Consider the following 21,110-nt stretch of genomic DNA (forward strand, 5'->3'; position numbering starts at 1 on the left):
GTCGTCTGGAGTGACGCTGCCGTCGGTCTCGATTTCGAGCCGCAGCCGCTCGCGGGCCGAGCCTCCCTCACCCACCGCCGTCTCATCGACGCTGTAGTTGACGCGGTTGACCGGCTTGAACACCGCATCGATCTGCAGCAGATCGATGGCGCTGGTGTCCTCGTTATGGCGGTCGACGGGGCGGTAGCCCACACCCCGTTCCACGTGCACCTCCATCTCGAGGCTGAAGCCGTCGGCCACGATGGCGATCAGGCGGTCGGGATCGATCACCTGCACCTGAGAGGAGAACTGCAGGTCGGCTGCTGTCACGGTGCTGGGACCGTTCACCACCAGTCGGCCGATCTCCAGGTCGCGGCTGCGGCTGTTCACCGCCACCTGCTTGCAGTTGAGCAGGATGTCCAGCACGTCTTCACGCACGCCGGGCACGGTGGCGTACTCGTGATTGACGCCGGAGATGCGCACCGCCGTGATGGCGCTGCCCTCCAGGCCGGCAATCAGCACCCGCCGCAGGGCGTTGCCCAGGGTGGTGGCCTGGCCGCGGTCCAGGGGGCCGATCAGGAAGACGCCGGTCTGAGCCCGGTCGTCGGAGACCTGATGCTCGATCCGGTCGATTTGGTAGTGCAGCACGGTCTGAACAGTCGGAAGGTTGGGCGGAGGGGCCCCTGGGAAGGGACGGGGCGACGAATCAGACGCGGCGGCGCTTGGCACGCCGGCAGCCGTTGTGGGGAAGGGGGGTCACGTCGCGGATCAGGGTGATCTCCAGGCCAGCCACCTGCAGGGCGCGGATGGCGGTTTCGCGGCCGGAGCCCGGGCCGCGCACCAGCACCTCGATCTGGCGCATGCCCTGCTCCAGGGCGCGGCGAGCGGCGGCTTCGGCAGCGGTCTGGGCGGCAAAGGGGGTGCCTTTGCGGGCGCCCTTGAAGCCGCTGGCACCGGCGGAGCTCCAGGAGATCACCTCACCGGCCGTGTCGGAGATCGACACGATGGTGTTGTTGAAGGTGCTCTGGATGTGGGCAACGCCGTTGGGCACGTTGCGCTTGGCCTTCTTGGGGCCCGTTTTCTTGGCTGGCTTTGCCATGGTGGAGAGGCCTGCTGCAGCAGGAGGTGATCGGGGAACGGGGGCAGACCCTGGTGACGCCTGAGCGGTGAAGCCGGCCCGGCTGGATGCTGGGAAGGCCATGAGCCTCTCGGAAGCAGGCTCGCGACGATGCTCGGCGGCAGGGTCTGGGTGCTCAGCTCAGGCGGCAGGGCCTCGAACCGGGCGGATGGGCTTACTTCTTCTTGCCGGCCACGGTCTTGCGGGCACCCCGGCGGGTGCGGGCATTGGTGCGGGTGCGCTGTCCACGCACCGGCAGACCCATGCGGTGACGGCGGCCCCGCAGGCAGCCGATGTCCTGCAGGCGCTTGAGGGCCATGCCCTCCTGCCTGCGCAGGTCGCCTTCGAGGGTGAAGGTCTCGGCGGCACCGCGCAGTTTCTGCACATCGGCGTCGCTGAGGTCCTTGACCCGGATATCCGGGCTCACGCCGGTCTTGGCGAGGATTTTCTGGGCACGGGTGAGCCCGATGCCATACACATAGGTGAGAGCGATCTCAACCCGCTTGTCGCGAGGGATATCGACGCCGGCAATCCGAGCCACGTGGGAAACGATTCAAGGGTCAGAGGAACCCGCCAGAGGCAGGTGGCCCCGGGAAGGCCCAGGGGTTGCCCGCCGTTGGGCGGGCGTGGTGCAGTGGCCCCGGCTGAGGCCCTGCCAGGGCAGGATCAGCCCTGGCGCTGCTTGTGCTTGGGGTTGGTGCAGATCACCATCACCCGGCCGTGGCGGCGGATCACCCGGCACTTGTCGCACATCTTCTTGACTGAGGCACGCACCTTCATGGGCGTTGTGCTCTCCGAATTTGCAAACCGCCAACCTATCACATGGGTCAACCTCTCCATCCCATGGTCCGGCGGAGGGCTCAGTCCAGCAGGGCAGTGATGCGGGCGGCGATGGCCTCGACCGGGCCGCTGGCATCGACGCCCTGCAGCAGCCCTTTTTTTTGGTAGTAACGGATCAGGGGCGCCGTCTGCTCCCGGTAGACCTCAAGGCGATGGCGGATCACCGCCTCGTTGTCATCGGCACGCCCGCGGCTGAGCAGCCGCTGCAGCAGCACGCTGTCGTCCAGCTCCAGCAACACCACGATCTCGATCTGCTGGCCGAGCTGGGCCAGCAGGCGCTCCAGCGCTTCGGCCTGGGCCAGGTTGCGGGGAAAGCCGTCCAGCAGCCAACCGGAGCCCCCCTCTTCTGCCTGGCGCTCCAGGCGGCTGCGCACGATTGCCAGCACCAAGGCATCGCTGACCAGTTCACCCCGGGCCATCACTGCCTCGGCCTGCTGGCCGAGGGCGCTGCCGGCTTTCACCTCGGCCCGCAAGAGGTCTCCTGTGGAGAGGTGGAGCAGCTGCCGGCCTTTGGCCAGCTGCTCGGCCTGGGTGCCCTTGCCGGCACCGGGGGGGCCCAGGAACAGGAGTCGTTGCTTCATGGCAGAACAGTGGGGAGGAAGGTCTGGATGTGGGGAGCTGGGGCCGGTCCTACTGACGCACCATCCCTTCGTAGCGCTGGGAGATCACGTAGGTCTGCACCTGCTTGGCGGTGTCGATGGCCACGCCCACCAGGATCAACAGCGAGGTGGCGCCCAGCCCCTGGAAGGTGCGCACCTGGGTGGCGCCCTCCACGGCCGAGGGAATGATGGCCACGGCCCCGAGGAACAGGGCCCCGAGCAGCGTGAGGCGATTCTGCACGCCGCCGAGGTAGGTGGCGGTGGCTGAGCCTGGTCGCACCCCCGGCACGGCGACGCCGCCGCGCTTCAGGTTGCTGGCGATGTCCACCGGGTTGACCGTGAGCGAGGCATAGAAGAAGGAGAAGCCCACGATCAGCCCGAAGAACACCAGGGCGTAGAGCCAGGGTGTGCTGCTGTTGGGATTGAGCGAGCTGGCCAGCTGGATCAGCCAGGGGCTGCGGGTGAGGTTGGCAATGGTGAGAGGAAGGAACACCACAGCGGAGGCGAAGATGATCGGCATCACGCCGCCGGCATTCAGCTTCAGGGGCAGGTAGCTCTGGCGCGCCGCCAGCAGGTTGGTGCCCCCCACCTGACGCTTGGCGCTCACGATCGGGATGCGCCTGTTGCCCTCCTGCACGAAGATGATGCCCACGATCGTGAGCAGGAACACCACCACCAGCACCACAATGCCGCCCACGGTGCTGCGGTCGCCGCTCTGGGCCAGCTCGATCGTGGAGCCCAGGGCCCGCGGCAGGGTGGCCACGATGTTCACGAAGATCACCAGGGAGGCCCCCTGGCCGATCCCCCGTTCGGTGATCACCTCGCTGATCCACATCACGATCATTGAACCGGTCACCAGGGCCAGGGCTGTCTGGATCACGAACACCGGTTCCGACAGTCCTTCGGTGGCGTACTGGCGCAGGATCAGGGCAAACACCGTGCTCTGGAGAATGCCCCAGCCCAGGGCCACGTAACGGGTGATCTGGGCAATCTTGCGGCGCCCGGCCTCCCCCTCGTTCTTCTGCAGGTCTTCGAGCTGGGGCAAGGCTGCCGTGAGCAGCTGAATGATGATCGAGGCGTTGATGAAGGGCAGGATGCCCAGGGCGAAGATGCCCAGGGTGGAGAGTCCCCCGCCGGTGAAGATGTCGAGGAAGCCGATCAGCTGGCCGCCCTGGGCCAGAAACTCCTGAAAGGCCACCCGGTCGATGCCGGGCACGGGGATGTAGATCCCCAGCCGCACCAGCAGCAGCAGCCCCAGGGTGGTGAGCACCCTGTCGCGCAGGCCTTTGGACTGGATCAGCTGGGTGAGGATCTCACCGGCGCTGGGGTTGCGTCCCCGACTGAGAAGCATGGTGGTTGGCTGGAAAAGGGGGCAGGGCGGCCTGGGCAAGCCAGGGGTCAGAGGGTCATCATCAAAAAGCCGTCCACCGCATTCCGGTGGACGGCTCAGACCCTAGGGCGGAGGCTTGTGCGACCCGTGGGGCCGCCGCCGGGCACGGCGCTCAGATGATCTCGCAACTGCCACCGGCGGCCTCGATCTTGGCCCGGGCGCTGGCGGTGAAGGCGGAGGCCTGAACCGTGAGCTTCACGCCAAGATCACCATGGCCGAGCACTTTCAGCGGGTGCTTGGGGCTGGTGACGATGCCGGCCTTGACCAGGGTGTCGAGGTTGACCGTGCTGCCGGCGGCGCAGTCGGCCAGCCGGGCCACGTTGAGCACCGTGAATTCCTTGCGGTTGATCAGCTCGAAGTGCTTGAGCTTGGGCACCCGCCGGTAGAGAGGCATCTGGCCGCCCTCGAAGCCGGGGCGGGTGGGCCGGCCCGAGCGGGATTTCTGGCCCCTCATGCCGAAGCCGCAGCTGGCGCCCTGACCGGCGGCGATGCCCCGACCCTTGCGGAGCTTGCGGCGCCGGGCGCCGGGGTTGGCTTTGAGGGATTGGAGAGTGATGCTCATCGGAAGGGCCTCAGGAGTAGATCTGCTCAAGGGAGATGCCCCGCTCCTTGGCGGTCTCCTTGTGGGTGCGGAGGCCCGAGAGGGCTTCCATGGCGGCGCGGGCGTTGTTGAGCGGCGTCTTGGAGCCGAGGCGCTTGGCCAGCACGTTCTTGATGCCAGCCAACTCCAGCACGGTGCGAATCGAGCCGCCTGCGATCACCCCGGTGCCTGGAGCGGCGGGCCGGATCAGCACGCTGGCAGCGCCATCGCGGCCGTTGCTGAGGGTGGGAATCGAGTTGGCACGGGTGAGAGGCACCTTCACCAGGTGCTTCTTGCCATCGGCCACGCCCTTGCGGACGGCGCCGATCACGTCGCCGGCCTTGCCGACGCCGACGCCCACCTGGCCCTTTTCGTTCCCCACCACGACGATGGCCCGGAAGCTCATCTTCTTGCCGCCCTTCACGGTCTTGGAGACACGGCGGATCTGCACCACCCGCTCCTGCCATTCCGAGTCGCGCTCCTGGCCGCGACGGTTGTCGCGCCCCCGGCCACCGCCGCGGCGGTCACCGCGGCCGCCGCCGCCACCTCCACGGCGCTCCTGCTGGCCCTCGGCTGCCGCCGGAACCCCGGCTGCTGCGGGCACGGCACCGCTGGATTGAACTTGTTCGTTGGTTTGGGTCATGGTGAAAGTCGGGATCAGAACTGAAGGCCCGCTTCCCGGGCGGCGTCAGCCAGGGCCTTGACCCGGCCGTGGTACAGGTTGCCGCCGCGATCGAAGACCACCTGGGAGATGCCCTTGGCGAGGGCGCGCTTGGCCACCAGCTGGCCCACGGCAACCGAGGCCTCGCAGGTGGCGGCGGTGGTCACGCTGGGGCGCAGCTCCTTGTCCACGGTCGAGGCCGAGCAGAGGGTGCTCTGGGCACCGTCGTCGATGACCTGGGCGTAGATGTGGTTGTTGGAGCGGAACACGGCCAGGCGCGGACGCTCGGCGGTGCCGTTGAGTAGGCGACGCAGACGGCGGTGACGCTTCTGGGTCTGCTGTTTGCGGGAGAGGGATGACATGGCAATACAGAGTAACGATGCTCAGGCAGACCTCATTTCTTACCGGTCTTACCGGCCTTGCGCAGGATGCGCTCGCCCGCGTACTTGATCCCCTTGCCCTTGTAGGGCTCAGGAGGACGGATGGCGCGGACCTTGGCGGCCTCGTTGCCCACCAGCTCCTTGTTGGCGCCAGACACCACCACGGTGGTGGTGCCCTCGACCGCGAAGGAGATCCCGTCGGGGGGAACCATCTCGATCTGGTGGCTATAGCCGGCGGAGACCACCAGCTTTTTGCCCTGGAGGGCGGCGCGGTAACCCACGCCGACGATCTCGAGCTTGCGGCTGAAGCCCTGGCTCACCCCTTCCACCATGTTGGCCACCAGGGTGCGGCAGAGGCCGTGGCGCTCGCGGCAGCGGCGGTTCTCGCCGCTGGGGCTCACCACGATCAGGCCGCTGTCCTGGCTGATCGATACCCCCTCGGGCAGGGTGCGGTTGAGTTCCCCCTTGGGGCCCTTCACGGTCACCTCGAGCCCCTGGAGGGTGACGGTGACCTTGTCGGGCACGGGGATGGGCGCTTTACCAATACGTGACATGAGTGGATCTCCCTGATCAGTAGACGTAGCAGAGCACTTCGCCACCCACGCCCTGCTTGCGGGCGTCACGGTCGCTCATCACTCCCTTGGAGGTGGAGATGATGGCCACACCGAGGCCGCCCAGCACCTTGGGCAGCTGACGATTGTTCTTGTAGATGCGCAGGCCCGGCTTGCTCACCCGCTGGACGGAGCGGATGGTGGGCTGGCGGTGCTTACCGCTGTACTTGAGTTCCACCACGATGTGGCGCAGCACCCCTTCGCCTTCTTCGCTGATGGCAGCGATGAAGCCTTCCTGCTGCAGCACATTGGCAATGCTGCGGATCAGGCGGGAAGCCGGGATCTTGGTGGTCTCGTGACGTTTCTCACTCGCATTGCGGATGCGGGTGAGCATGTCGGAAATGGGGTCGTGATTGGCCATGGGTCAGGTCCGAAGAGGGCTCAGTTGCTGCGGAACGGCATTCCCATCTCGCGGAGAAGGGCCCGGCCCTCTTCGTCGTTACGGGCGCTCGTCACGATCGTCACGTCCATGCCACGGATCGCATCGATCTTCTCGAACGAGATTTCAGGGAAGATGATCTGCTCTCGAATTCCCAGGGTGTAGTTGCCGCGGCCGTCAAAACTCTTCGGGCTCACGCCACGGAAGTCGCGGATGCGGGGCAAGGCCAGGTTGATCAGCCGTTCCAGGAAGGCATACATCCGTTCGCCCCTGAGGGTGACGGCGACGCCGATCGGCATGCCCTGGCGGATCTTGAAGCCTGCGATCGCCTTCTTGGCCCGGGTCACCACCACTTTCTGGCCAGTGATGGTGGCCAGTTCCGCGATCGAGGCCTCGAGGGCCTTGGCATTCTGGGCGGCTTCACCCAGGCCCCGGTTGAGGGTKACTTTCACCACCTTCGGGACTTCGTGGACATTGGAGAGACTCAGATCCTTGAGGAGCTTGGGTTGAATCGTCTCCCGGTAGCGCTGTTTGAGGGACATGGCGGGGGAAGAGGTTGCGCTTCTGGGCTGGGTCAGAAGGCGAGGGGAACTCGGCAGCAGGGTGGGTTGAAGGGGGTCAGTCGAGAAGTTCGCCTGTTTTCTTGAGGCGACGTTTCTTGGTGCCGTCTTTCTCGACCACGATTTCGACGCGGCTGGCCACGTTCTTGGTGGTGGAATACAGCATCACGTTGGAGGCATGCAGTGAGGCTTCCTCCGTGATGATGCGACCGGTCTCGCCCTCCTGGGTGGGCTTGACGTGACGGGTGCGCAGGTTGATTCCCTGAACCACCACGCGATTGTCGTAGGGCAGGGTGCGCAGAACCTCTCCGGTTTTGCCCTTGTCCTTGCCGCTGATCACCTGCACGGTGTCGCCCTTCTTGAGACGCATCTTGATGCGCTCAGCGGGCTTGGATTTTGGCGTTGCGGTGGCCATGGTCAGATCACCTCCGGAGCGAGGGACACAATCTTGGTGAAGTTGCGCTCACGCAACTCCCGGGCCACGGGACCGAACACCCGTGTGCCCTTCGGGTTGTTCTCGTTGCCGAGGATCACGGCAGCGTTGTCATCAAAGCGGATGGCGTTGCCCGTGTCGCGACGCAGGGTGGCCCTGGTGCGCACCACCACGGCCTTGACCACATCCGATTTCTTGACGCCCATGTTGGGCATGGCATCTTTGACGGCGGCCACAATCACGTCGCCGACGTGGGCGTAGCGACGGTTGGTGCCGAGCACCCGAATGCACTGAATGCGCTTGGCGCCGCTGTTGTCAGCGACATTGAGAAACGTCTCTTGTTGAATCATGGGTCGTTTCTCCTCAGGAGTGGGCAGAGGCGTTGAACACCTCGGCCACGGTCCAGCGCTTGGTGCGGCTGAGCGGGCGGGTCTCGGTGATCCGCACCCTGTCGCCAACCTTGCAGCTGTTGTCTTCGTCGTGGACTTTGTAGCGTTTGGTGCGGCTCACCGTCTTCTGATAGATGGGGTGAGGGAAGCGGTTTTCCACCGCCACCACCACCGTCTTGTCCATCTTGTCGCTGACGACGGTGCCGACCCTTTCCTTGAGTGCCATGGGGATCACGGGGGGTATCAGGAGGCTGAATCAGCTGGGGCAGTGGAGCCCTTGCGCTCGTTCTGCACCGTGAGCAGGTGAGCCAGCTTGATGCGGGCTGCCTTGAAGCGGTGCGGATGTTCCAGGCGGCGGGTGGCCTGCTGGAAGCGCAGATCGAACAGCTCGCGCCGGGTGGCGTTGACCTGCTCGATGAGGTCGCCGTCGCTGAGCTTGCGCACGTCGGCGATAACGGGAAGGGCCATGGTCAGGACTCCACGGAATGGGCGGGTTCGGCCACCGCCGCAGCGGCTGCTGCGGGCTCATCGGCCGCGGCCTCTTGGTCGGCCAGGGTGAGGAACTTGGTCTTGAGGGGCAGCTTGTACTGCGCCAGGCGCATCGCCTCCCGGGCAATTTCCGGGGTGATCTCAGCGCCGCCCATCTCAAAGAGAATGCGGCCCGGCTTGATCACGGCCACCCAGAATTCCGGGTTGCCCTTACCGGATCCCATGCGGGTTTCCGCAGGGCGCATGGTCACGGGCTTGTCCGGGAAGATGCGGATCCAGATCTGGCCGCCCCGCTTGACGTAGCGGGTCATGGCCCGACGGCTGGCTTCAATCTGGCGGGATGTGATCCAGCCGCACTCCTGGGCCTGCAGGGCAAAATCCCCGAAGGCGATGGTGTTGCCGCGCGTGGCGACGCCGCGCATGCGACCTCGCTGTTGCTTACGGAATTTGACGCGTTTTGGACTCAGCATGGTTCAGGCCTCCTGATCACTCCTGGTTCGAGCGGTCTTCGAACTGTTGCGGCTGCCGACTGGTGCGGCGGCGGGGAGCGGCGCCAACGGGCAGTTGCTCCTTCTGCCCAGGCAACACTTCACCTTTGAAGACCCACACCTTGATGCCCAGCACCCCATAGGTGGTGCTGGCCAGCTTGGTGGCGTAGTCGATGTCGGCCCGCAGGGTGTGCAGGGGCACCCTGCCTTCCCGGGTCCATTCGGTGCGCGCGATCTCAGCGCCGTTGAGGCGGCCGCTCACCTGGATCTTGAGGCCGAGCACGCCGGCCCGTTGGGCCCGCTGCACAGCCATCCGGATGACGCGGCGGAAGGCCACGCGCTTCTCGAGCTGCTGGGCGATGTACTCAGCCAGCAGGAAGGCATCGGCGTCGACACGCTCCACTTCCACCACGTTGATGCGCACCTTGCGGCTCGCATCACCCACGGTTTTCTGGATGCCCGTGCGCAGATCCTCAATGCCGCTGCCCTGGCGGCCCACCAGCACGCCGGGGCGGGCCGTCTTCAGTTCCACTTCCAGCTGGTCGGCCTTGCGGGCGATCAGCACATCGGAGATGCCGGCGGAGCCGTACTTCTTGTGGATGAATTTGCGGATCCGGTCGTCCTCCTGGAGGAGGGTCGGGTAGGTCTTGCTTGGGGCGTACCAGCGGGAGCGGTGATCCTGGGTGATCCCCAGGCGCAGGCCGGTTGGATGGATTTTGTGTCCCATCGGTTCGGTGTCCTCGGGGGTCAGGCGGAAGGGGCCACAGCGATGCTGATGTGGCAGGTCTGTTTCTTGATCGCGTAGGCGCGACCCTGGGCACGGGGGCGATACCGCTTAAGGGAAGGTCCCATGTCAGCGGTGGCCCCGGTGACCACCAGCGTGGCTGGATCGAGACCGAGGTTGTGCTCGGCATTGGCCACGGCGCTGCGGAGCACCTTGGTGATCGGGCCCGTGGAGCGAAAGGGCATGAACTCGAGCATGATCAGGGCCTCGCGGTAGCTCTGGCCACGGATCTGATCGAGCACCCGCCGCACCTTGCTCACGGAGCCACGGATGTAGCGGCCGTGAGCGAGGGCCTGGTTGGGCGCTGCCTGGTTGGGAGCAGTGTTAGCCATGGATCAACGGCCTCCTTTTTTGTCCTTGATGTGGCCGCGGAAGGTGCGGGTGGGGGCGAATTCCCCGAGTTTGTGCCCCACCATCTGCTCGGTCACGTAAACCGGCACATGGGATTTGCCGTTGTGCACGGCAATCGTGTGTCCGATCATCATCGGCAGAATCGTGGAGGCGCGTGACCAGGTTTTGATCACGGTTTTGTCGTTGGCAGCGTTCTGCTTCTCAACCTTGCTGAGCAGGCTGTCGGCAACAAACGGACCTTTTTTGAGTGAACGTCCCATAGCGGATCAGGAGGCGGGCAATGCGGTGTGGGTCATCAGGAATCGCGTCCGCCACGGCTCCGCTTGGAGGTGCGGCGACGTTTCCGCAGCACAAACCGATTGCTGGGCTTGTTCCGCTTGCGGGTCTTGAGGCCGAGGGCCGGTTTGCCCCAGGGGGTGACAGGGCCTGAGCGGCCGATCGGCGCCCGGCCCTCACCACCACCGTGGGGGTGGTCGCAGGGGTTCATCACCGAACCCCGCACTTCCGGGCGGCGGCCCAGCCAGCGCTTGCGGCCGGCCTTGCCCAGGCTGGTGTTGCGCACTTCGGAGTTGCCCACGTCACCGAGGGTGGCGTAGCACTCACGCCGCACCAGCCGCACCTCAGTGGAGGGCAGCTTGAGGGCGACGTACTCACCTTCCTTGGCCATCACCTGGGCGCTGGCGCCGGCGGTGCGCACCATCTGGCCGCCGCGACCGGCATACAGCTCCACGTTGTGAACGCTGGAGCCGAGGGGGATGGACGAGAGCGGCAGGGCATTGCCGGTTTCGATCGGGGCATCGGGGCCCGACACCACCTGCTGGCCGATCTCGATCCCGGCCGGGGCCAGGATGTAGCGCTTCTCGCCATCGGCGTAGAAGAGCAGGGCCAGCCGCGCGTTGCGGTGTGGGTCGTAGTGGATGGCCGCCACCTTGGCGGTCACACCGTGCTTGTCACGGCGGAAGTCCACCAGCCGGTAGAGGCGCTTGTGGCCACCGCCGCGGTGGCGGCAGGTGATCACACCGCGGTTGTTGCGGCCCTTGCGACGGTGCTTGGCCACCACCAGGCCCCGTTCCCGTCCGCGGCCGGTGACTTCGGTGAAGTCGCTGGCCACGCGGGTGCGGGTGCCGGGGGTGATGGGGCGGTAGTTACGGATTGCCATGTGGTTTCAGACCCCTCAGGACTCAGGGAACAGCTGGATGGCGTTGCCCTCGGCCAGGCGCACCACCGCTTTCTTGACCTGGGCACGCTTGCCAGCGAAGCGGCCAACGCGGCGCGAGCGGCGTGGCGGATTCATGGTGCTGACGCCCAGCACCTTCACATCGAACAGGGCTTCCACCGCTGCTTTGATGTCGGGCTTGGCGGCCCGGTGGTCCACCTCGAAGGTGTACTGATTGAACTCGAGGGCGCGGGTGGCCTTCTCGGTGATCAGGGGCCGACGGATCACATCCGCGAGCCGACCTGCAAAACGTTCAGTCATCGCCGTAGACCTCCTGAATCTTCGCGAGTGCCTCCTCGCTCAGCACCAGCGCGCTGGCGTGGAGCAGGTCGAACACGTTGAGCTGATCCGCGGCGATCAGCTTCACCGTCTCGAGGTTGCGCACGGATTTGCGCACGACTTCAGACGGGTTGTCGAGGATCACGAGCACCTTGGTGCCCGCCTCGATGCCGAATCGCCCCAGCGCCGCGGTGATCTCCTTGGTGCGGGGGGTGTCAAGGTCAGAGCCGAAGCCCTTGACCACCGTGATGTCGGCCACGCGGCTCATCAGGGCCGTGCGCAGGGCCAGGCGCCGCTCCTTGCGGTTCATCGCCAGGTTGTAGCTGCGGGGCTTGGGTCCGAAGATCACGCCGCCGCCGGGCCGCAGTGGGGTGCGGATCGAGCCCTGACGAGCCCGGCCCGTGCCCTTCTGTTTGTAGGGCTTGCGGCCACCACCAGCAACCTCGGCCCGGGTCAGGGTGCTGGCCGTGCCCTGGCGGGCGTGGGCCAGTTGGCGCACCACGGCGCGGTGCACCAGGTCGGTGGCGGAACTCTTCTTGGCGACTTTGAGGTCGAGGGCAGCCTTGCCGGCTTCCTTGCCCTGCCAGTCGCGAATCACACAATCAGCCATGTTCTCGGTTCTCCTCAGTTCCCGGCCTTGGCGCCCACCCGGTTCGCCGGGCAGATGTTCAGCAGGGCTCCGGGCTTGCCGGGCACGGATCCCTTCACCACCAGCAGGTTGCGCTCAGTGTCCACCTTGAGGATCACGAGGCCGCGGGTGGTGATCTGTTTGCCGCCATAGCGGCCGGCCATCCGCTTGCCGGGGTAGACGCGGCCGGGCGTGGTGCCGGCACCGGTGGAGCCGGGCTCGCGGTGGTTCTTGGAGCCGTGGGTCATCGGGCCGCGGCTGAAGCCATGGCGCTTCTGGTAGCCGGAGAAGCCCCGGCCCATGGTGTCGCCACTCACATCGACCTTCTGGCCAGCCTCAAAGGCCGAAACAGAGACGACGGCGCCGAGCTCCAGCCCATCGAGACTGTCGACCCGGTACTCCTTGAGATGGCGGAGCACCTCCTCGCCGGATTTGGCCAGGTGGCCCTTGGCGGGCTTGTTGACCAGCTTCTCGCGAATGTCGCCGAAGCCGAGCTGCACGGCGGTGTAGCCGTCCGTGCTGCTGGATTTGAGTTGGGTGATGCGGCAGGGGCCAGCCTCGATCACGGTGACCGGGATGGACTTGCCTGCCTCGTCGAAGAACTGGGACATGCCCAGTTTCTTCCCAAGAATGCCGATGGACATAGGTAGGGAGTCAACGCCAGCTGGACCACCGGACGCATCCGGTGAAGCTGAGGCAGAGGAAGCGTTGGTCTGGCAGGGCCTTGAACGTTCTGGTCAGGAAGCGGCACTGATCCACCTGCCTGGAGCAGGCGGGTGGCTGTCGCTGGATCACCCGCAGGCGACCACCGACGAGCGATGGGATTCCTGGATCACGAAGCTCAGGGCGCTAGCGAGACAGAGCGGACTCTGTTCAGCGCGGCTGGGACTGGCCTGGACCGGACTGGCCGCACTCCGTGGAGGGGCTGGTGCGTTCAGGAAGTTTCCCGGCGGTGGATCGGCGATCGCGCTTCAGGCCGGAACCTGACATCGAGATCTGGACCATCCGCTTGGGCCGGATCGATCACCACCACTGGTGATCGGGTGCAGGGATCCGGAGGCCCGGCTAGCGGACGGGCGCGGATTCGAAGCACAGCGATCAAATGTAACGCATGACCTGACCCCCTCCTGGCTCACGGCCTGGAGGGTGATCGGAGCCTGGCGGTGTGTCCGCGACTGCGCGGCGGTGTTCGTGAGGTGCTGCGGCTGCGGTTCCGGGCCTGCCGGGCGGTGGCGTCTGGAGCGAAACGGGGCCGGGGCTGTCAAACTTGCCGGCAGACCGAGCCGACCTCACCATGCCACTGCTGCTCTCCGGTCGTGGATTCCGGCAGGACCTTGAGAAAGCAGGGGCCCTTGGCCTGTTCGCCCCCCTCGAAGGCGGTGCCGAAACCCGGCTGATGCGCCGGCTGCGCGCCGCGGGCTATCGCGCCCAGATCACGTCGGCCCGGGGCCTCGGCGATCCCGAGGCCTTTCTGATGCAGCTGCATGGCGTGCGCCCACCCCATCTCGGCCACCAGTGCGTGGGCCGCACGGCTGCTGTGGGTGAGGTGCATCGGGTGATGCCCCAGCTGGGCAGCCTGCTCGAGGGCGGCGGGCCCATCCTCCTGTGGCTGCTGGAGGGCAAGGTGCTTTCCACAGGGGAGCTGAGTTCCCTGATCGATCTCACCCGCCGGGAGTCGCGGCTGCGCATCGTGGTGGAGATGGGTGGTGCCCGGCAGCTGCAGTGGCAGCCTCTGGAGCAGTTGCTGGTGGCGGCCTGAGCTCCCTTCCAGGTCTGGCCCTGACCCCGGACGCGGCCCTGCGCCAGGGGCGCTGGGTGAAGTGGATCGGCGGCGCCAGCAATCACGATCTGGCTGCCATCGAAGACCTGGCCGGGCTCTACGCCCTGGCCGGGGTCCACTGCGTGGACGTGGCCGCGGACCCGGCCGTCGTGGCGGCGGCCCGTCGGGGGCTCGACTGGGCCGACCGCCACGGCGCCAGGCGTCCCTGGCTGATGCTGAGCCTCAGCGACGGCGCCGACCCCCACTTCCGCAAGGCCTGGTTCGATCCCGGCGCCTGCCCGGCTGACTGCCCCCGCCCCTGCGAGCGGATCTGCCCGGCCCTGGCCATCGGCGAGGCGGCCACCGGTGCCGCCGGGGTGCTGGACGCCCGCTGCTACGGCTGCGGCCGCTGCCTGCCCGCCTGCCCCCATGGGCTGATCGAAGAACGCAGCCAGGTGCTGGAGGCCGCTGCGGTGGCGCCCCTGCTGCGCCAGCTGGCGCCCGATGCCGTGGAACTCCACACCCAGCCGGGGCGCCTGCAGGGCTTTCAGGAGAGGCTGGAGCAGCTGAGGGCCAGCGGTGTGCCGCTGCGGCGGCTGGCGGTGAGTGCCGCCGGCGACCTCACCGCCCGGGAGCTGTGGCAGCGCTATGGGGCCCTGCGCTCCTGCGGCTTTGCGCCCCTCTGGCAACTGGATGGCCGCCCGATGAGCGGTGATCTGGGCCAGGGCACGGCCCATGCCCTGCTGCCCCACGTCGAGCCGCACACTGCCGTGGGGCAGCAGGGCATGGGCCAGCCAGCGCTTGCGGTCGGGCAGGGGGGTGGCGGCGGGCTGGAACAGGGTGCCGACCCGCTCGCCGGCCACCAAGGCATCGAGCACGGCGGGATCMCGGCCATCGGCCAGGTGCACGCGGATGCCGCTGGAGGTGGCGATGCGGGCGGCCGCCAGCTTGGTGGTCATGCCGCCCGTTCCCCACTGGCCACCGCCGCTGGCTCCCTGGCTGAGGCGCTCCAGCTCAGCCAGGTTGCCCACCTCGTTGATCGGTTCGGCGCTGGCGTCCTGGCGGGGATCGCCCGAGTAGAGACGGTCCACGTCGGTGAGCAGGATCAGCTCGTCGGCGCCAACGGCCACGGCCACCAGGGCCGAGAGGGTGTCGTTGTCGCCGAAACGGAGCTCATCGGTGGCCAGGGTGTCGTTCTCGTTCACCACGGGCACCACCCCCCAGGCGAACAGCTGGGCCATGGTGCGGCAGGCGTTCTGATAGCGCCGCCGCGAGGCCAGATCCCCCCGGGTGAGCAGCACCTGGGCCGCCTTGAGGCCGCGCACGGCGAAGGCGTCCTGGTAGAGGCCCATCAGCCGCCCCTGGCCGATGGCGGCAGCCGCCTGCAGGGCTTCCACCTCCGTGGGGCGGCGGGCCAGGCCAAGGATGGAGCAGCCCAGCCCCACCGCACCGCTGGTGACCAGGGCCACACTGTCGCCCTGGCGGCGGGCCCGGTTGAGGCTGGCTGCCAGGTCGGCGATCACTGCGGCGGTGGGTCGTTCGGCCGAACCGCGCAGCAGGCTGGTGCCCACCTTCACCACCCGGCGCAGGGGGGTGGTGCTCATCGGCCCCGGCCACTGCCCAGCCCACCGCCCAGCCAGTGGGCCATGCGCAGCTCCAGCCGCTGCAGGCCATCGCGACGGCAGGGCTGCCCCTGGGGATTGATCGGTTTGACCAGCACCGTGAACAGCCCCAGCCGGTTGCCGGCGATCACGTCGGTGAACAGCCGATCGCCGATCAGGGCCACCTGGTGATGGGGCAGGGCGAACTGGTTCAGCACCTTGCGCAGGGCGCCGCGGCGGGGTTTGCCGGCTGAGGTGGTGAAGGGCAGGTCCAGCTGCCGGGCCACGGCGCCGATGCGTTCCCGCGACGGGTTGTTGCTGAACAGGTGGATCGGCAGCTGCTCGCGGGCCGCCTGCAGCCAGCGCAGGGCGCTCTCCGGCAGGATCGTGGCCGTGCCCCTGGGCAGCAGGGTGCGGTCCACATCGAGCACCAGGGCGCGGATGCCCTGATCCAGCAGGTCCTGCAGCGGCAGTTCCGCCAGGGTGCGATCGATCAGCCAGTTCGGCCGCAGCAGCTGACGCAGCATCACGCCAGCCCCTCCCGCTCCTCCAGCTCGGCCTCGATGCGGGGCTGCACCCGATCGAATTCCTCGCCTTCCACCACCAGGGCGCCGTTGCCCTCCATGCGGGCCACCACGAAGAAGGGATCGAGCGGGATGTAGAGGCCGTACTCCTGCTCGTCGGCCATGAAGGTCACCAGCAGCTCGTAGGTCTCTGTCTCGTCATCCTCTTCGTCTTCCTCGAGCTCGTCGGGGTCGGGCTCATCGAGTTCACCGCTCACCGTGAGGGTCACCGCCGAGCGCACCAGGGTGAGGTCATGCTCCTGGAGCACCACATCGGCCACCGAGAGGATCGGTTCGCTGGCCTCCAGGGTGTCGATCAACTCGGGCAGGTCGTCATCGTCGTTGAGGCGGAACAGGCACACCGGCGTGTCCACCGGCGTCAGCAGGCCGTAGTCGTGGCCATCGAGGGGAATCAGCTGTTCCAGGAAACAGAGCAGTTGGCGGCCCTGCTGATCCCGCACCAGAAGGGTGGGCACATCGGAGCGGATCTCGCCGGAGCCAGTCATGAATGAACCTGCGGTGCTCGCCATCGGAGGAGCTGTGCCCCTCAGGATGGTGCAACGTGGGACTCCGCGCCCCTGGCGATGGTCGCCCGCTCCACCGGCGCCTGCATGGCGGGTTCCGGACCCTCCTGCAGCCACTGCTCCAGCAGCAGCTGGGCGGCCGCGCTGTCCAGGGCACCGGAGCGGTCGCCGTGGAGGCCATGGCGCTCGGCCGCCGACCAGCTGCTGCCGTGCTCGTTCACCCAGGCCAGGGGCAGGCCGGTGGCTGTGGCCAGCTGCTCGCCGTAGCGGCGGCAGTGGCGGCACTGCTCGGTGGGCTGGCCGGCGCTGTCGAGGGGAAGGCCCACCACCAGGGCCTCGACCCGCCGCGCGGCGATCAGGGGTTGCAGGCGGGTCAGGTCAACCGCAAAGCGCCCCCGGGCCAGGGCCGGCAGGGGGCTCACGGTGAGGCCCAGCGGGTCGCAGCCGGCCAGGCCGATGCGACGGCGGCCCACATCAACCGCCAGCACCGAGCGGGGCCGTGGGGCCTGCCGCCGCCTGCCTGCGGCGAGCGCCTCAGGGGGCATCGGCCAGACCGCCCTGCCCTGGGCCCACCGGCGTGGGCATGGGCTGGCGACGGGGCTGCCACTGTTCCCACACCGCTTCCAGACGACGGGCGGCCAGCTGGGCAGGGGCCCGCAGCTCCTGCCGGTGCCAGACGCTGCGGGCCATCAGCACCCGCTCACCGCGCTCCTCGGCACCGCTCTGGGCCAGCCAGCGCTGGCCGTTCTCCTGGCTCACGTCGCAGCCGAGCCAGAGGGCATGACCCTCGGCGAAGCTGTGCTGGGCCTGGCTGAGCAGCAGCGCGGTGGCGTCTCCGAACAGGTGCTGCCAGCCGGGATGCACGGTGAGCTTCACGTCGTGGCCGCCACCGGCGTGCTCACCGATCCAGCGCACCGCAGCCACGGCCTGCTCCCGGCAGGGATCGAACAGCATCCAGCCGCGGCCGTGGCTCTGGGCCAGGAGGTCGTCAACGCGTCGGTCCAGCAGCTGGCGCAGCTGGGCGGCACAGGCGGCCTGCTCCAGATGCCACAGCTCGGGCGAGGTGCGTCGGTTGAGGGGGCGCAGCTCCAGGCCGGCGGCGTCTCCACGGCCGCAACTGGTCGGGGGCCAGCGCCACAGCCGATCGGTGCGCASCGGCTGAAAGCCCTGCTCCCGCAGCACCGCCAGACKGTCGCGGTCGAGGCTGGAGGCGGTGGCGATCCAGCTGCTGGCCCCCCGGCCCCGCCGGATCGCCTCCCTCAGCAGGGTGCCGGCCAGCTCCCGCCGCGCCTGCGTGGCCGAGAGGCGCAGGTGTTGCACCTGCCAGCAGCTGCCGCTGCGGTTGAGCCGCCGGGTCACGATCAATCCCTGGGGCGTCTGCTGGCGCAGGGCCACCAGCACCTGCGGGCCCAGGGAGGGCCGGCTGCTCAGCAGCTGCAGCAGCCTCTGGGGCATGGTGAGCAGCACGGCGCGCTGCAGCAGCGGGTGCAGGGGCAGGTAGGCGGGATCATGCAGCAGCGGAATGTGCCAGCCAGCCAGTGGCTCCAGCCGCAGAGTTGTATCGAGCCCGGAGCCTTCGCCGCCAGCAGAGCCGTGGCTCGGTGGAGCCTCCATGGGGGTGCGGGCAGTGGATGGGGGAAGCACCGACATCCCTGGCAGACCTCGGAATGGACCTTGACAGGCTCGAGTGTGGGCTGAGCAATGGACTGGCTCAAACCAAGTCACTCTGGCCAGATGCTATCGCCGCTGAGGCGGCACCGCTTGGCCGCCGCGGCGGCTGGGGCCTTGGGGTTCAGGCCGGCCGCACCAGCACCACGGGGGTGCGTTCGTTGGCATTGCCCGCCGGGTTGGGGCGCAGGGCGCGCTGCAGCAGGGCCTCGTCGCAGCCGCTGCTGGAGGCCAGCACCTTCACCCGGCCCAGGTCGTTCACGTCCACCACGGCCACCGCCACCCCCAGGGCCGCCGCCATGCGGGCGCAGAACTGCTCCGGCTGGTGGGGCCCCAGCACGATGGTCTGGTCGTAGGGGGGCGTGGTGCCGGTCACGTCGTCGATGAGGCGAGCCTGGTCGCCGGCCAGCCGGTAAAACCAGCCCTTGGAGCCCACCAGCTTGAGGGCCGTGCCCACCAGCCAGGCGCCCAGCACCCGGGCCGGGCCCACCACGTCGATCAGGCTCTGCAGCCCGCAGGCGGTGGCGAGGGAACTGGTGGGGTGGAACACCCGGCAGAGCAGCCGCGCCAGGCCTGAGGGTGTGACCATCTCCGGGTGCTGGTAGCGGCCCTGCATCACCGCCAGGGGGGTCTCCCCCAGGGTGAGCACGTCACCTGGCTGGAGCAGTGCACCGGCGTAGCGACGCAGCACGGCCTCGGCGTCATCGAGGCTGCCGAGCAGGTGGGTGCGCACGGGCAGCACTGCACAGCGTTCCCCTGCACGCCAGGTGGCGGTGGCGGGCTCCACCGGGGTGGGCAGCCGCAGCGGCACCAGAATTCCGTCCCGGCGCCAGAGGCGGCCGAACGGGCCGTAGTTGACCCACAGCACTTCGAGCCAGAGGGTGTCGAGCAGGGCGTCGAGGTCCTGGCCGGGGCCGGGGCGCAGCTCAAGGCTGAGGCGCGCGCTGGTGGCCTTGCGGCCCTTGACGATGTAGGCGGCCCAGTAGCCATCGGCGCGGCCCTCCTCGTCGGGATGGTCAGCACGCACCCGGCTGAGCAGCTGCACGCCGGCCAGGTCGCCGCGACCCAGCAGGGTGGGGCGCAGCTCCAGCTCGGGCACGAACACCTCCATGCGGGGGTGGGGGTTGCGGATCGTGATCGTGCCGCTCACCCGGTAGCCCCCCGGCAGATCGGCGGGGGAACGCTCCACGGTGAAGCCATCGGCGCTGAGCCTCAGAGGAGACGCCGGCCGCAGCCGGTGGCGCAGCTCCAGCCACAGCAGCAGCAGCCCCAGCAGCAGGGCCAGCACCAGGACGATCTTGAACACGGCAGCGAGGAACAACGGCAACGGCGTGTGGCTCGCCGGAGCGTACGTGCAGCCGGGGATCTAGCGTCGCTGCCAGCTGGCCGGGCGGCCTGGGGATGCGCAAGACCTTCGTGCTCGACACCAACGTGCTGCTGCACGATCCGGCCGCGCTCACCCGCTTTGAAGACAACGCGATCGTGATCCCGATCGAAGTGGTGGAGGAGATCGACCGCTTCAAGCGCGACCCCGCCGAAAAGGGTCGCAATGCCCGCCAGGTGTCACGTCTGCTCGACGACCTCAGGGCCCACGGCAACCTGGCCGATGGCGTGCCCAACGGCGACCAGGGGGGAACCCTGAAGGTGGTGTTCTGCCGCGCCGAAACCCTGGCGCAGCTGCCCCCGGAGCTGAAGGCCGGCAACGGCGACAACAACATCCTCGCTGTGGCCCTGGAGGCCCAGCGGCTGGAGGCGGTGATCGGCAGCCAGCCGCCGGTGGTGCTGGTCACCAAGGACACCAACCTGCGCATCAAGGCCGATGCGGTGGGTCTGATCGCCCAGGACTACAGCACCGACAAGGTGGCGATCGACGACCTCTATCCGGGGGTCTGCGAGCTGTGGGCCCGTGCCGAGCAGATGGATCAGGTGAAGCAGGGGGCCGGGCTGAGCGTCGACGGCCTGGATCTGCCGGCGCCTCCCCAGGCCAACGAGGGGGTGATGCTGATCGACCTGGCCCAGCCAGCCCACACCCTGCTGAGTCGCTTCCATGCCCAGACGGGCACCCTGCAGCCGCTGCAGCGGGCCCAGAAGGTTCGCCTGGGCCGGATCCAGGCCCGTAACCGGGAGCAGACCTTCGCCCTCGACCTGCTGCTCGATCCCGACATCCAGCTGGTGACCCTGGTGGGCAAGGCGGGCACGGGCAAGACCCTGCTGGCCCTGGCGGCCGGCCTGCACCAGGTGGCCGATGAGCGCCTCTATGAACGCCTGCTGGTGACCCGGCCGGTGATCGCTCTGGGCAAGGAGCTGGGCTTCCTGCCCGGCGATCTCGAAGAGAAGATGGGTCCCTGGATGCAGCCGATCATCGACAACCTCGACTTCCTGCTTGGTGGCAGTGCGGAGGAGGCGGGTCGCAGCAACGGCCCTGGGGGCACAGGAGGTGGGCGAAGTCAGCGCTCTCAGCGCGGCAACTGGTCAGATCTCAAGGGCATGGGACTGCTGGAGGTGGAGGCGATCAGCTACATCCGCGGCCGCTCGATTCCCCGCCAGTTCATGGTGGTGGATGAAGCCCAGAACCTCACTCCCCATGAGGTGAAGACGATCGTGACCCGGGTGGGTGAAGGCACCAAGATCGTGCTCACCGGTGATCCCTATCAGATTGACAATCCCTATGTGGACGCGGAGAGCAATGGCCTCACCTGGCTGGTGGAGCGCTTCAAGGGACAGCCGCTGGCCGGCCATGTGACGCTGATGCGCGGTGAGCGCTCACCACTGGCGGAGCTGGCGGCGAATCTGCTTTGACAGCCATGCCCCAGCAGCGCAAGCCCTAAAGCGTCGTCAGCCA

General features: G+C 67.9%; 31 protein-coding genes and 2 pseudogenes. 3 read left to right on the forward strand and 30 right to left on the reverse strand.

Features of this window, described 5'->3' with window-relative positions:
- The 24 genes from IQ216_RS01050 to rplC all read right to left on the reverse strand — a co-directional run.
- A partial coding sequence (locus tag IQ216_RS01050) for a DNA-directed RNA polymerase subunit alpha (RefSeq protein ID WP_193813974.1) occupies nucleotides 1-627 on the reverse strand: 627 nt, incomplete at its 3' end.
- 58 nt (nucleotides 628-685) lie between these two features.
- Nucleotides 686-1,078, reverse strand: coding sequence for a 30S ribosomal protein S11 (gene rpsK / locus IQ216_RS01055; protein WP_186697299.1), 393 nt, complete (start codon nucleotides 1,076-1,078; stop codon nucleotides 686-688).
- A 193-nt stretch (nucleotides 1,079-1,271) separates the two neighbouring features.
- Nucleotides 1,272-1,637 carry a 30S ribosomal protein S13 gene (rpsM, locus tag IQ216_RS01060; RefSeq protein ID WP_186697298.1) on the reverse strand — a complete coding sequence of 122 codons (366 nt, stop codon included), beginning with the start codon at nucleotides 1,635-1,637 and terminating at the stop codon, nucleotides 1,272-1,274.
- Nucleotides 1,638-1,762: 125 nt separating this feature from the next.
- Nucleotides 1,763-1,876 carry a 50S ribosomal protein L36 gene (gene rpmJ, locus IQ216_RS01065; protein WP_006173336.1) on the reverse strand — a complete coding sequence of 38 codons (114 nt, stop codon included), beginning with the start codon at nucleotides 1,874-1,876 and terminating at the stop codon, nucleotides 1,763-1,765.
- 80 nt (nucleotides 1,877-1,956) lie between these two features.
- Entirely contained in the window at nucleotides 1,957-2,517 is a 561-nt protein-coding gene (locus IQ216_RS01070) for an adenylate kinase (protein WP_193813975.1), read from the reverse strand.
- 49 nt (nucleotides 2,518-2,566) lie between these two features.
- Nucleotides 2,567-3,886: a preprotein translocase subunit SecY gene (secY, locus tag IQ216_RS01075; protein ID WP_186697296.1), complete on the reverse strand. Its 1,320-nt coding sequence runs from the start codon at nucleotides 3,884-3,886 to the stop codon at nucleotides 2,567-2,569.
- 151 nt (nucleotides 3,887-4,037) lie between these two features.
- Complete coding sequence (rplO, locus tag IQ216_RS01080) at nucleotides 4,038-4,487, reverse strand: 50S ribosomal protein L15 (RefSeq protein ID WP_186697295.1); 450 nt, start codon at nucleotides 4,485-4,487, stop codon at nucleotides 4,038-4,040.
- Nucleotides 4,488-4,497: 10 nt separating this feature from the next.
- Nucleotides 4,498-5,148, reverse strand: a complete 651-nt coding sequence (rpsE, locus tag IQ216_RS01085; protein WP_193813976.1) for a 30S ribosomal protein S5 — start codon at nucleotides 5,146-5,148, stop codon at nucleotides 4,498-4,500.
- A 14-nt stretch (nucleotides 5,149-5,162) separates the two neighbouring features.
- Complete coding sequence (gene rplR / locus IQ216_RS01090) at nucleotides 5,163-5,528, reverse strand: 50S ribosomal protein L18 (protein WP_186697293.1); 366 nt, start codon at nucleotides 5,526-5,528, stop codon at nucleotides 5,163-5,165.
- Nucleotides 5,529-5,560: 32 nt separating this feature from the next.
- Nucleotides 5,561-6,100 carry a 50S ribosomal protein L6 gene (rplF, locus tag IQ216_RS01095; RefSeq protein WP_186697292.1) on the reverse strand — a complete coding sequence of 180 codons (540 nt, stop codon included), beginning with the start codon at nucleotides 6,098-6,100 and terminating at the stop codon, nucleotides 5,561-5,563.
- A 16-nt stretch (nucleotides 6,101-6,116) separates the two neighbouring features.
- A complete protein-coding gene (rpsH, locus tag IQ216_RS01100; RefSeq protein ID WP_186697291.1) occupies nucleotides 6,117-6,518 on the reverse strand; it encodes a 30S ribosomal protein S8 in 402 nt (133 codons plus the stop codon).
- Nucleotides 6,519-6,538: 20 nt separating this feature from the next.
- Nucleotides 6,539-7,078, reverse strand: coding sequence for a 50S ribosomal protein L5 (gene rplE, locus IQ216_RS01105; RefSeq protein ID WP_186697290.1), 540 nt, complete (start codon nucleotides 7,076-7,078; stop codon nucleotides 6,539-6,541).
- Nucleotides 7,079-7,154: 76 nt separating this feature from the next.
- Nucleotides 7,155-7,511 (reverse strand): 50S ribosomal protein L24, encoded by a 357-nt coding sequence (rplX, locus tag IQ216_RS01110; protein ID WP_193813977.1) that lies wholly within the window; start codon nucleotides 7,509-7,511, stop codon nucleotides 7,155-7,157.
- A 2-nt stretch (nucleotides 7,512-7,513) separates the two neighbouring features.
- Nucleotides 7,514-7,879 (reverse strand): 50S ribosomal protein L14, encoded by a 366-nt coding sequence (rplN, locus tag IQ216_RS01115; protein WP_087068059.1) that lies wholly within the window; start codon nucleotides 7,877-7,879, stop codon nucleotides 7,514-7,516.
- Between the two features lie 13 nt (nucleotides 7,880-7,892).
- On the reverse strand, nucleotides 7,893-8,144 hold the full coding sequence (gene rpsQ / locus IQ216_RS01120; protein ID WP_186697288.1) for a 30S ribosomal protein S17: 252 nt from the start codon (nucleotides 8,142-8,144) through the stop codon (nucleotides 7,893-7,895).
- A gap of 17 nt (nucleotides 8,145-8,161) precedes the next feature.
- Entirely contained in the window at nucleotides 8,162-8,386 is a 225-nt protein-coding gene (rpmC, locus tag IQ216_RS01125) for a 50S ribosomal protein L29 (RefSeq protein WP_186697287.1), read from the reverse strand.
- A 2-nt stretch (nucleotides 8,387-8,388) separates the two neighbouring features.
- Nucleotides 8,389-8,877 (reverse strand): 50S ribosomal protein L16, encoded by a 489-nt coding sequence (gene rplP / locus IQ216_RS01130; RefSeq protein WP_186697286.1) that lies wholly within the window; start codon nucleotides 8,875-8,877, stop codon nucleotides 8,389-8,391.
- A gap of 16 nt (nucleotides 8,878-8,893) precedes the next feature.
- Complete coding sequence (rpsC, locus tag IQ216_RS01135) at nucleotides 8,894-9,622, reverse strand: 30S ribosomal protein S3 (RefSeq protein ID WP_186697285.1); 729 nt, start codon at nucleotides 9,620-9,622, stop codon at nucleotides 8,894-8,896.
- Nucleotides 9,623-9,642: 20 nt separating this feature from the next.
- Complete coding sequence (gene rplV / locus IQ216_RS01140; protein ID WP_186697284.1) at nucleotides 9,643-10,011, reverse strand: 50S ribosomal protein L22; 369 nt, start codon at nucleotides 10,009-10,011, stop codon at nucleotides 9,643-9,645.
- A gap of 3 nt (nucleotides 10,012-10,014) precedes the next feature.
- Nucleotides 10,015-10,290: a 30S ribosomal protein S19 gene (gene rpsS, locus IQ216_RS01145; RefSeq protein WP_186697283.1), complete on the reverse strand. Its 276-nt coding sequence runs from the start codon at nucleotides 10,288-10,290 to the stop codon at nucleotides 10,015-10,017.
- Between the two features lie 35 nt (nucleotides 10,291-10,325).
- The gene (gene rplB / locus IQ216_RS01150) at nucleotides 10,326-11,189 is read right to left on the reverse strand and encodes a 50S ribosomal protein L2 (RefSeq protein ID WP_186697282.1); all 864 of its coding nucleotides are present in this window, start codon (nucleotides 11,187-11,189) and stop codon (nucleotides 10,326-10,328) included.
- A 15-nt stretch (nucleotides 11,190-11,204) separates the two neighbouring features.
- Nucleotides 11,205-11,507: a 50S ribosomal protein L23 gene (locus IQ216_RS01155; protein ID WP_186697281.1), complete on the reverse strand. Its 303-nt coding sequence runs from the start codon at nucleotides 11,505-11,507 to the stop codon at nucleotides 11,205-11,207.
- A complete protein-coding gene (rplD, locus tag IQ216_RS01160) occupies nucleotides 11,500-12,135 on the reverse strand; it encodes a 50S ribosomal protein L4 (protein ID WP_193813978.1) in 636 nt (211 codons plus the stop codon). The genes IQ216_RS01155 and rplD overlap by 8 nt, the downstream gene beginning before the upstream one ends.
- A gap of 14 nt (nucleotides 12,136-12,149) precedes the next feature.
- Nucleotides 12,150-12,797: a 50S ribosomal protein L3 gene (rplC, locus tag IQ216_RS01165; RefSeq protein ID WP_186697279.1), complete on the reverse strand. Its 648-nt coding sequence runs from the start codon at nucleotides 12,795-12,797 to the stop codon at nucleotides 12,150-12,152.
- 650 nt (nucleotides 12,798-13,447) lie between these two features.
- Here rplC and IQ216_RS01170 point away from each other — a divergent pair.
- Complete coding sequence (locus tag IQ216_RS01170) at nucleotides 13,448-13,912, forward strand: NAD(P)H-quinone oxidoreductase subunit N (protein WP_193813979.1); 465 nt, start codon at nucleotides 13,448-13,450, stop codon at nucleotides 13,910-13,912.
- 233 nt (nucleotides 13,913-14,145) lie between these two features.
- Nucleotides 14,146-14,622, forward strand: a pseudogene (locus IQ216_RS01175) (LdpA C-terminal domain-containing domain); the annotation flags it as partial.
- A gap of 90 nt (nucleotides 14,623-14,712) precedes the next feature.
- On the opposite strand, the pseudogene proB reads toward IQ216_RS01175, so the two are convergent.
- From proB to IQ216_RS01205, 6 genes and pseudogenes are all read right to left on the reverse strand, one after another.
- Nucleotides 14,713-15,516 (reverse strand): annotated as a pseudogene (proB, locus tag IQ216_RS01180) (glutamate 5-kinase); the annotation flags it as partial.
- Nucleotides 15,513-16,040 (reverse strand): YqeG family HAD IIIA-type phosphatase, encoded by a 528-nt coding sequence (locus tag IQ216_RS01185; protein WP_193813980.1) that lies wholly within the window; start codon nucleotides 16,038-16,040, stop codon nucleotides 15,513-15,515. The gene IQ216_RS01185 and the pseudogene proB, both read right to left, overlap by 4 nt.
- The gene (locus tag IQ216_RS01190) at nucleotides 16,040-16,582 is read right to left on the reverse strand and encodes a DUF3727 domain-containing protein (RefSeq protein ID WP_186700289.1); all 543 of its coding nucleotides are present in this window, start codon (nucleotides 16,580-16,582) and stop codon (nucleotides 16,040-16,042) included. The genes IQ216_RS01185 and IQ216_RS01190 overlap by 1 nt, the downstream gene beginning before the upstream one ends.
- A gap of 41 nt (nucleotides 16,583-16,623) precedes the next feature.
- Nucleotides 16,624-17,145: a Holliday junction resolvase RuvX gene (gene ruvX, locus IQ216_RS01195; RefSeq protein WP_193813981.1), complete on the reverse strand. Its 522-nt coding sequence runs from the start codon at nucleotides 17,143-17,145 to the stop codon at nucleotides 16,624-16,626.
- On the reverse strand, nucleotides 17,135-18,250 hold the full coding sequence (locus IQ216_RS01200; protein ID WP_228006990.1) for a hypothetical protein: 1,116 nt from the start codon (nucleotides 18,248-18,250) through the stop codon (nucleotides 17,135-17,137). Before IQ216_RS01200 ends, ruvX begins: the two co-directional genes overlap by 11 nt.
- A gap of 142 nt (nucleotides 18,251-18,392) precedes the next feature.
- Nucleotides 18,393-19,589: a F420-0:Gamma-glutamyl ligase gene (locus tag IQ216_RS01205; RefSeq protein ID WP_193813982.1), complete on the reverse strand. Its 1,197-nt coding sequence runs from the start codon at nucleotides 19,587-19,589 to the stop codon at nucleotides 18,393-18,395.
- 80 nt (nucleotides 19,590-19,669) lie between these two features.
- On the opposite strand from IQ216_RS01205, the gene IQ216_RS01210 reads away from it, so the two are divergent.
- Nucleotides 19,670-21,067 carry a PhoH family protein gene (locus IQ216_RS01210; RefSeq protein ID WP_193813983.1) on the forward strand — a complete coding sequence of 466 codons (1,398 nt, stop codon included), beginning with the start codon at nucleotides 19,670-19,672 and terminating at the stop codon, nucleotides 21,065-21,067.
- The last annotated feature ends 43 nt before the right edge of the window (nucleotides 21,068-21,110 follow it).

The organism is Cyanobium sp. LEGE 06143, from assembly GCF_015207535.1.
Lineage (GTDB): Bacteria > Cyanobacteriota > Cyanobacteriia > PCC-6307 > Cyanobiaceae > NIES-981.

Coding starts and splice junctions, on each gene's coding strand:
- rpsK (WP_186697299.1), bottom strand. CDS start 1,078: ATGGCAAAGCCAGCCAAGAAAACGGGCCCCAAGAAGGCCAAGCGCAAC.
- rpmJ (WP_006173336.1), bottom strand. CDS start 1,876: ATGAAGGTGCGTGCCTCAGTCAAGAAGATGTGCGACAAGTGCCGGGTG.
- IQ216_RS01070 (WP_193813975.1), bottom strand. CDS start 2,517: ATGAAGCAACGACTCCTGTTCCTGGGCCCCCCCGGTGCCGGCAAGGGC.
- secY (WP_186697296.1), bottom strand. CDS start 3,886: ATGCTTCTCAGTCGGGGACGCAACCCCAGCGCCGGTGAGATCCTCACC.
- rplO (WP_186697295.1), bottom strand. CDS start 4,487: ATGAGCATCACTCTCCAATCCCTCAAAGCCAACCCCGGCGCCCGGCGC.
- rpsE (WP_193813976.1), bottom strand. CDS start 5,148: ATGACCCAAACCAACGAACAAGTTCAATCCAGCGGTGCCGTGCCCGCA.
- rplR (WP_186697293.1), bottom strand. CDS start 5,528: ATGTCATCCCTCTCCCGCAAACAGCAGACCCAGAAGCGTCACCGCCGT.
- rplF (WP_186697292.1), bottom strand. CDS start 6,100: ATGTCACGTATTGGTAAAGCGCCCATCCCCGTGCCCGACAAGGTCACC.
- rpsH (WP_186697291.1), bottom strand. CDS start 6,518: ATGGCCAATCACGACCCCATTTCCGACATGCTCACCCGCATCCGCAAT.
- rplX (WP_193813977.1), bottom strand. CDS start 7,511: ATGGCCACCGCAACGCCAAAATCCAAGCCCGCTGAGCGCATCAAGATG.
- rplN (WP_087068059.1), bottom strand. CDS start 7,879: ATGATTCAACAAGAGACGTTTCTCAATGTCGCTGACAACAGCGGCGCC.
- rpsQ (WP_186697288.1), bottom strand. CDS start 8,144: ATGGCACTCAAGGAAAGGGTCGGCACCGTCGTCAGCGACAAGATGGAC.
- rpmC (WP_186697287.1), bottom strand. CDS start 8,386: ATGGCCCTTCCCGTTATCGCCGACGTGCGCAAGCTCAGCGACGGCGAC.
- rplP (WP_186697286.1), bottom strand. CDS start 8,877: ATGCTGAGTCCAAAACGCGTCAAATTCCGTAAGCAACAGCGAGGTCGC.
- rpsC (WP_186697285.1), bottom strand. CDS start 9,622: ATGGGACACAAAATCCATCCAACCGGCCTGCGCCTGGGGATCACCCAG.
- rplV (WP_186697284.1), bottom strand. CDS start 10,011: ATGGCTAACACTGCTCCCAACCAGGCAGCGCCCAACCAGGCCCTCGCT.
- rpsS (WP_186697283.1), bottom strand. CDS start 10,290: ATGGGACGTTCACTCAAAAAAGGTCCGTTTGTTGCCGACAGCCTGCTC.
- rplB (WP_186697282.1), bottom strand. CDS start 11,189: ATGGCAATCCGTAACTACCGCCCCATCACCCCCGGCACCCGCACCCGC.
- IQ216_RS01155 (WP_186697281.1), bottom strand. CDS start 11,507: ATGACTGAACGTTTTGCAGGTCGGCTCGCGGATGTGATCCGTCGGCCC.
- rplD (WP_193813978.1), bottom strand. CDS start 12,135: ATGGCTGATTGTGTGATTCGCGACTGGCAGGGCAAGGAAGCCGGCAAG.
- rplC (WP_186697279.1), bottom strand. CDS start 12,797: ATGTCCATCGGCATTCTTGGGAAGAAACTGGGCATGTCCCAGTTCTTC.
- IQ216_RS01170 (WP_193813979.1), top strand. CDS start 13,448: ATGCCACTGCTGCTCTCCGGTCGTGGATTCCGGCAGGACCTTGAGAAA.
- IQ216_RS01185 (WP_193813980.1), bottom strand. CDS start 16,040: ATGCTGCGTCAGCTGCTGCGGCCGAACTGGCTGATCGATCGCACCCTG.
- IQ216_RS01190 (WP_186700289.1), bottom strand. CDS start 16,582: ATGACTGGCTCCGGCGAGATCCGCTCCGATGTGCCCACCCTTCTGGTG.
- ruvX (WP_193813981.1), bottom strand. CDS start 17,145: ATGCCCCCTGAGGCGCTCGCCGCAGGCAGGCGGCGGCAGGCCCCACGG.
- IQ216_RS01210 (WP_193813983.1), top strand. CDS start 19,670: ATGCGCAAGACCTTCGTGCTCGACACCAACGTGCTGCTGCACGATCCG.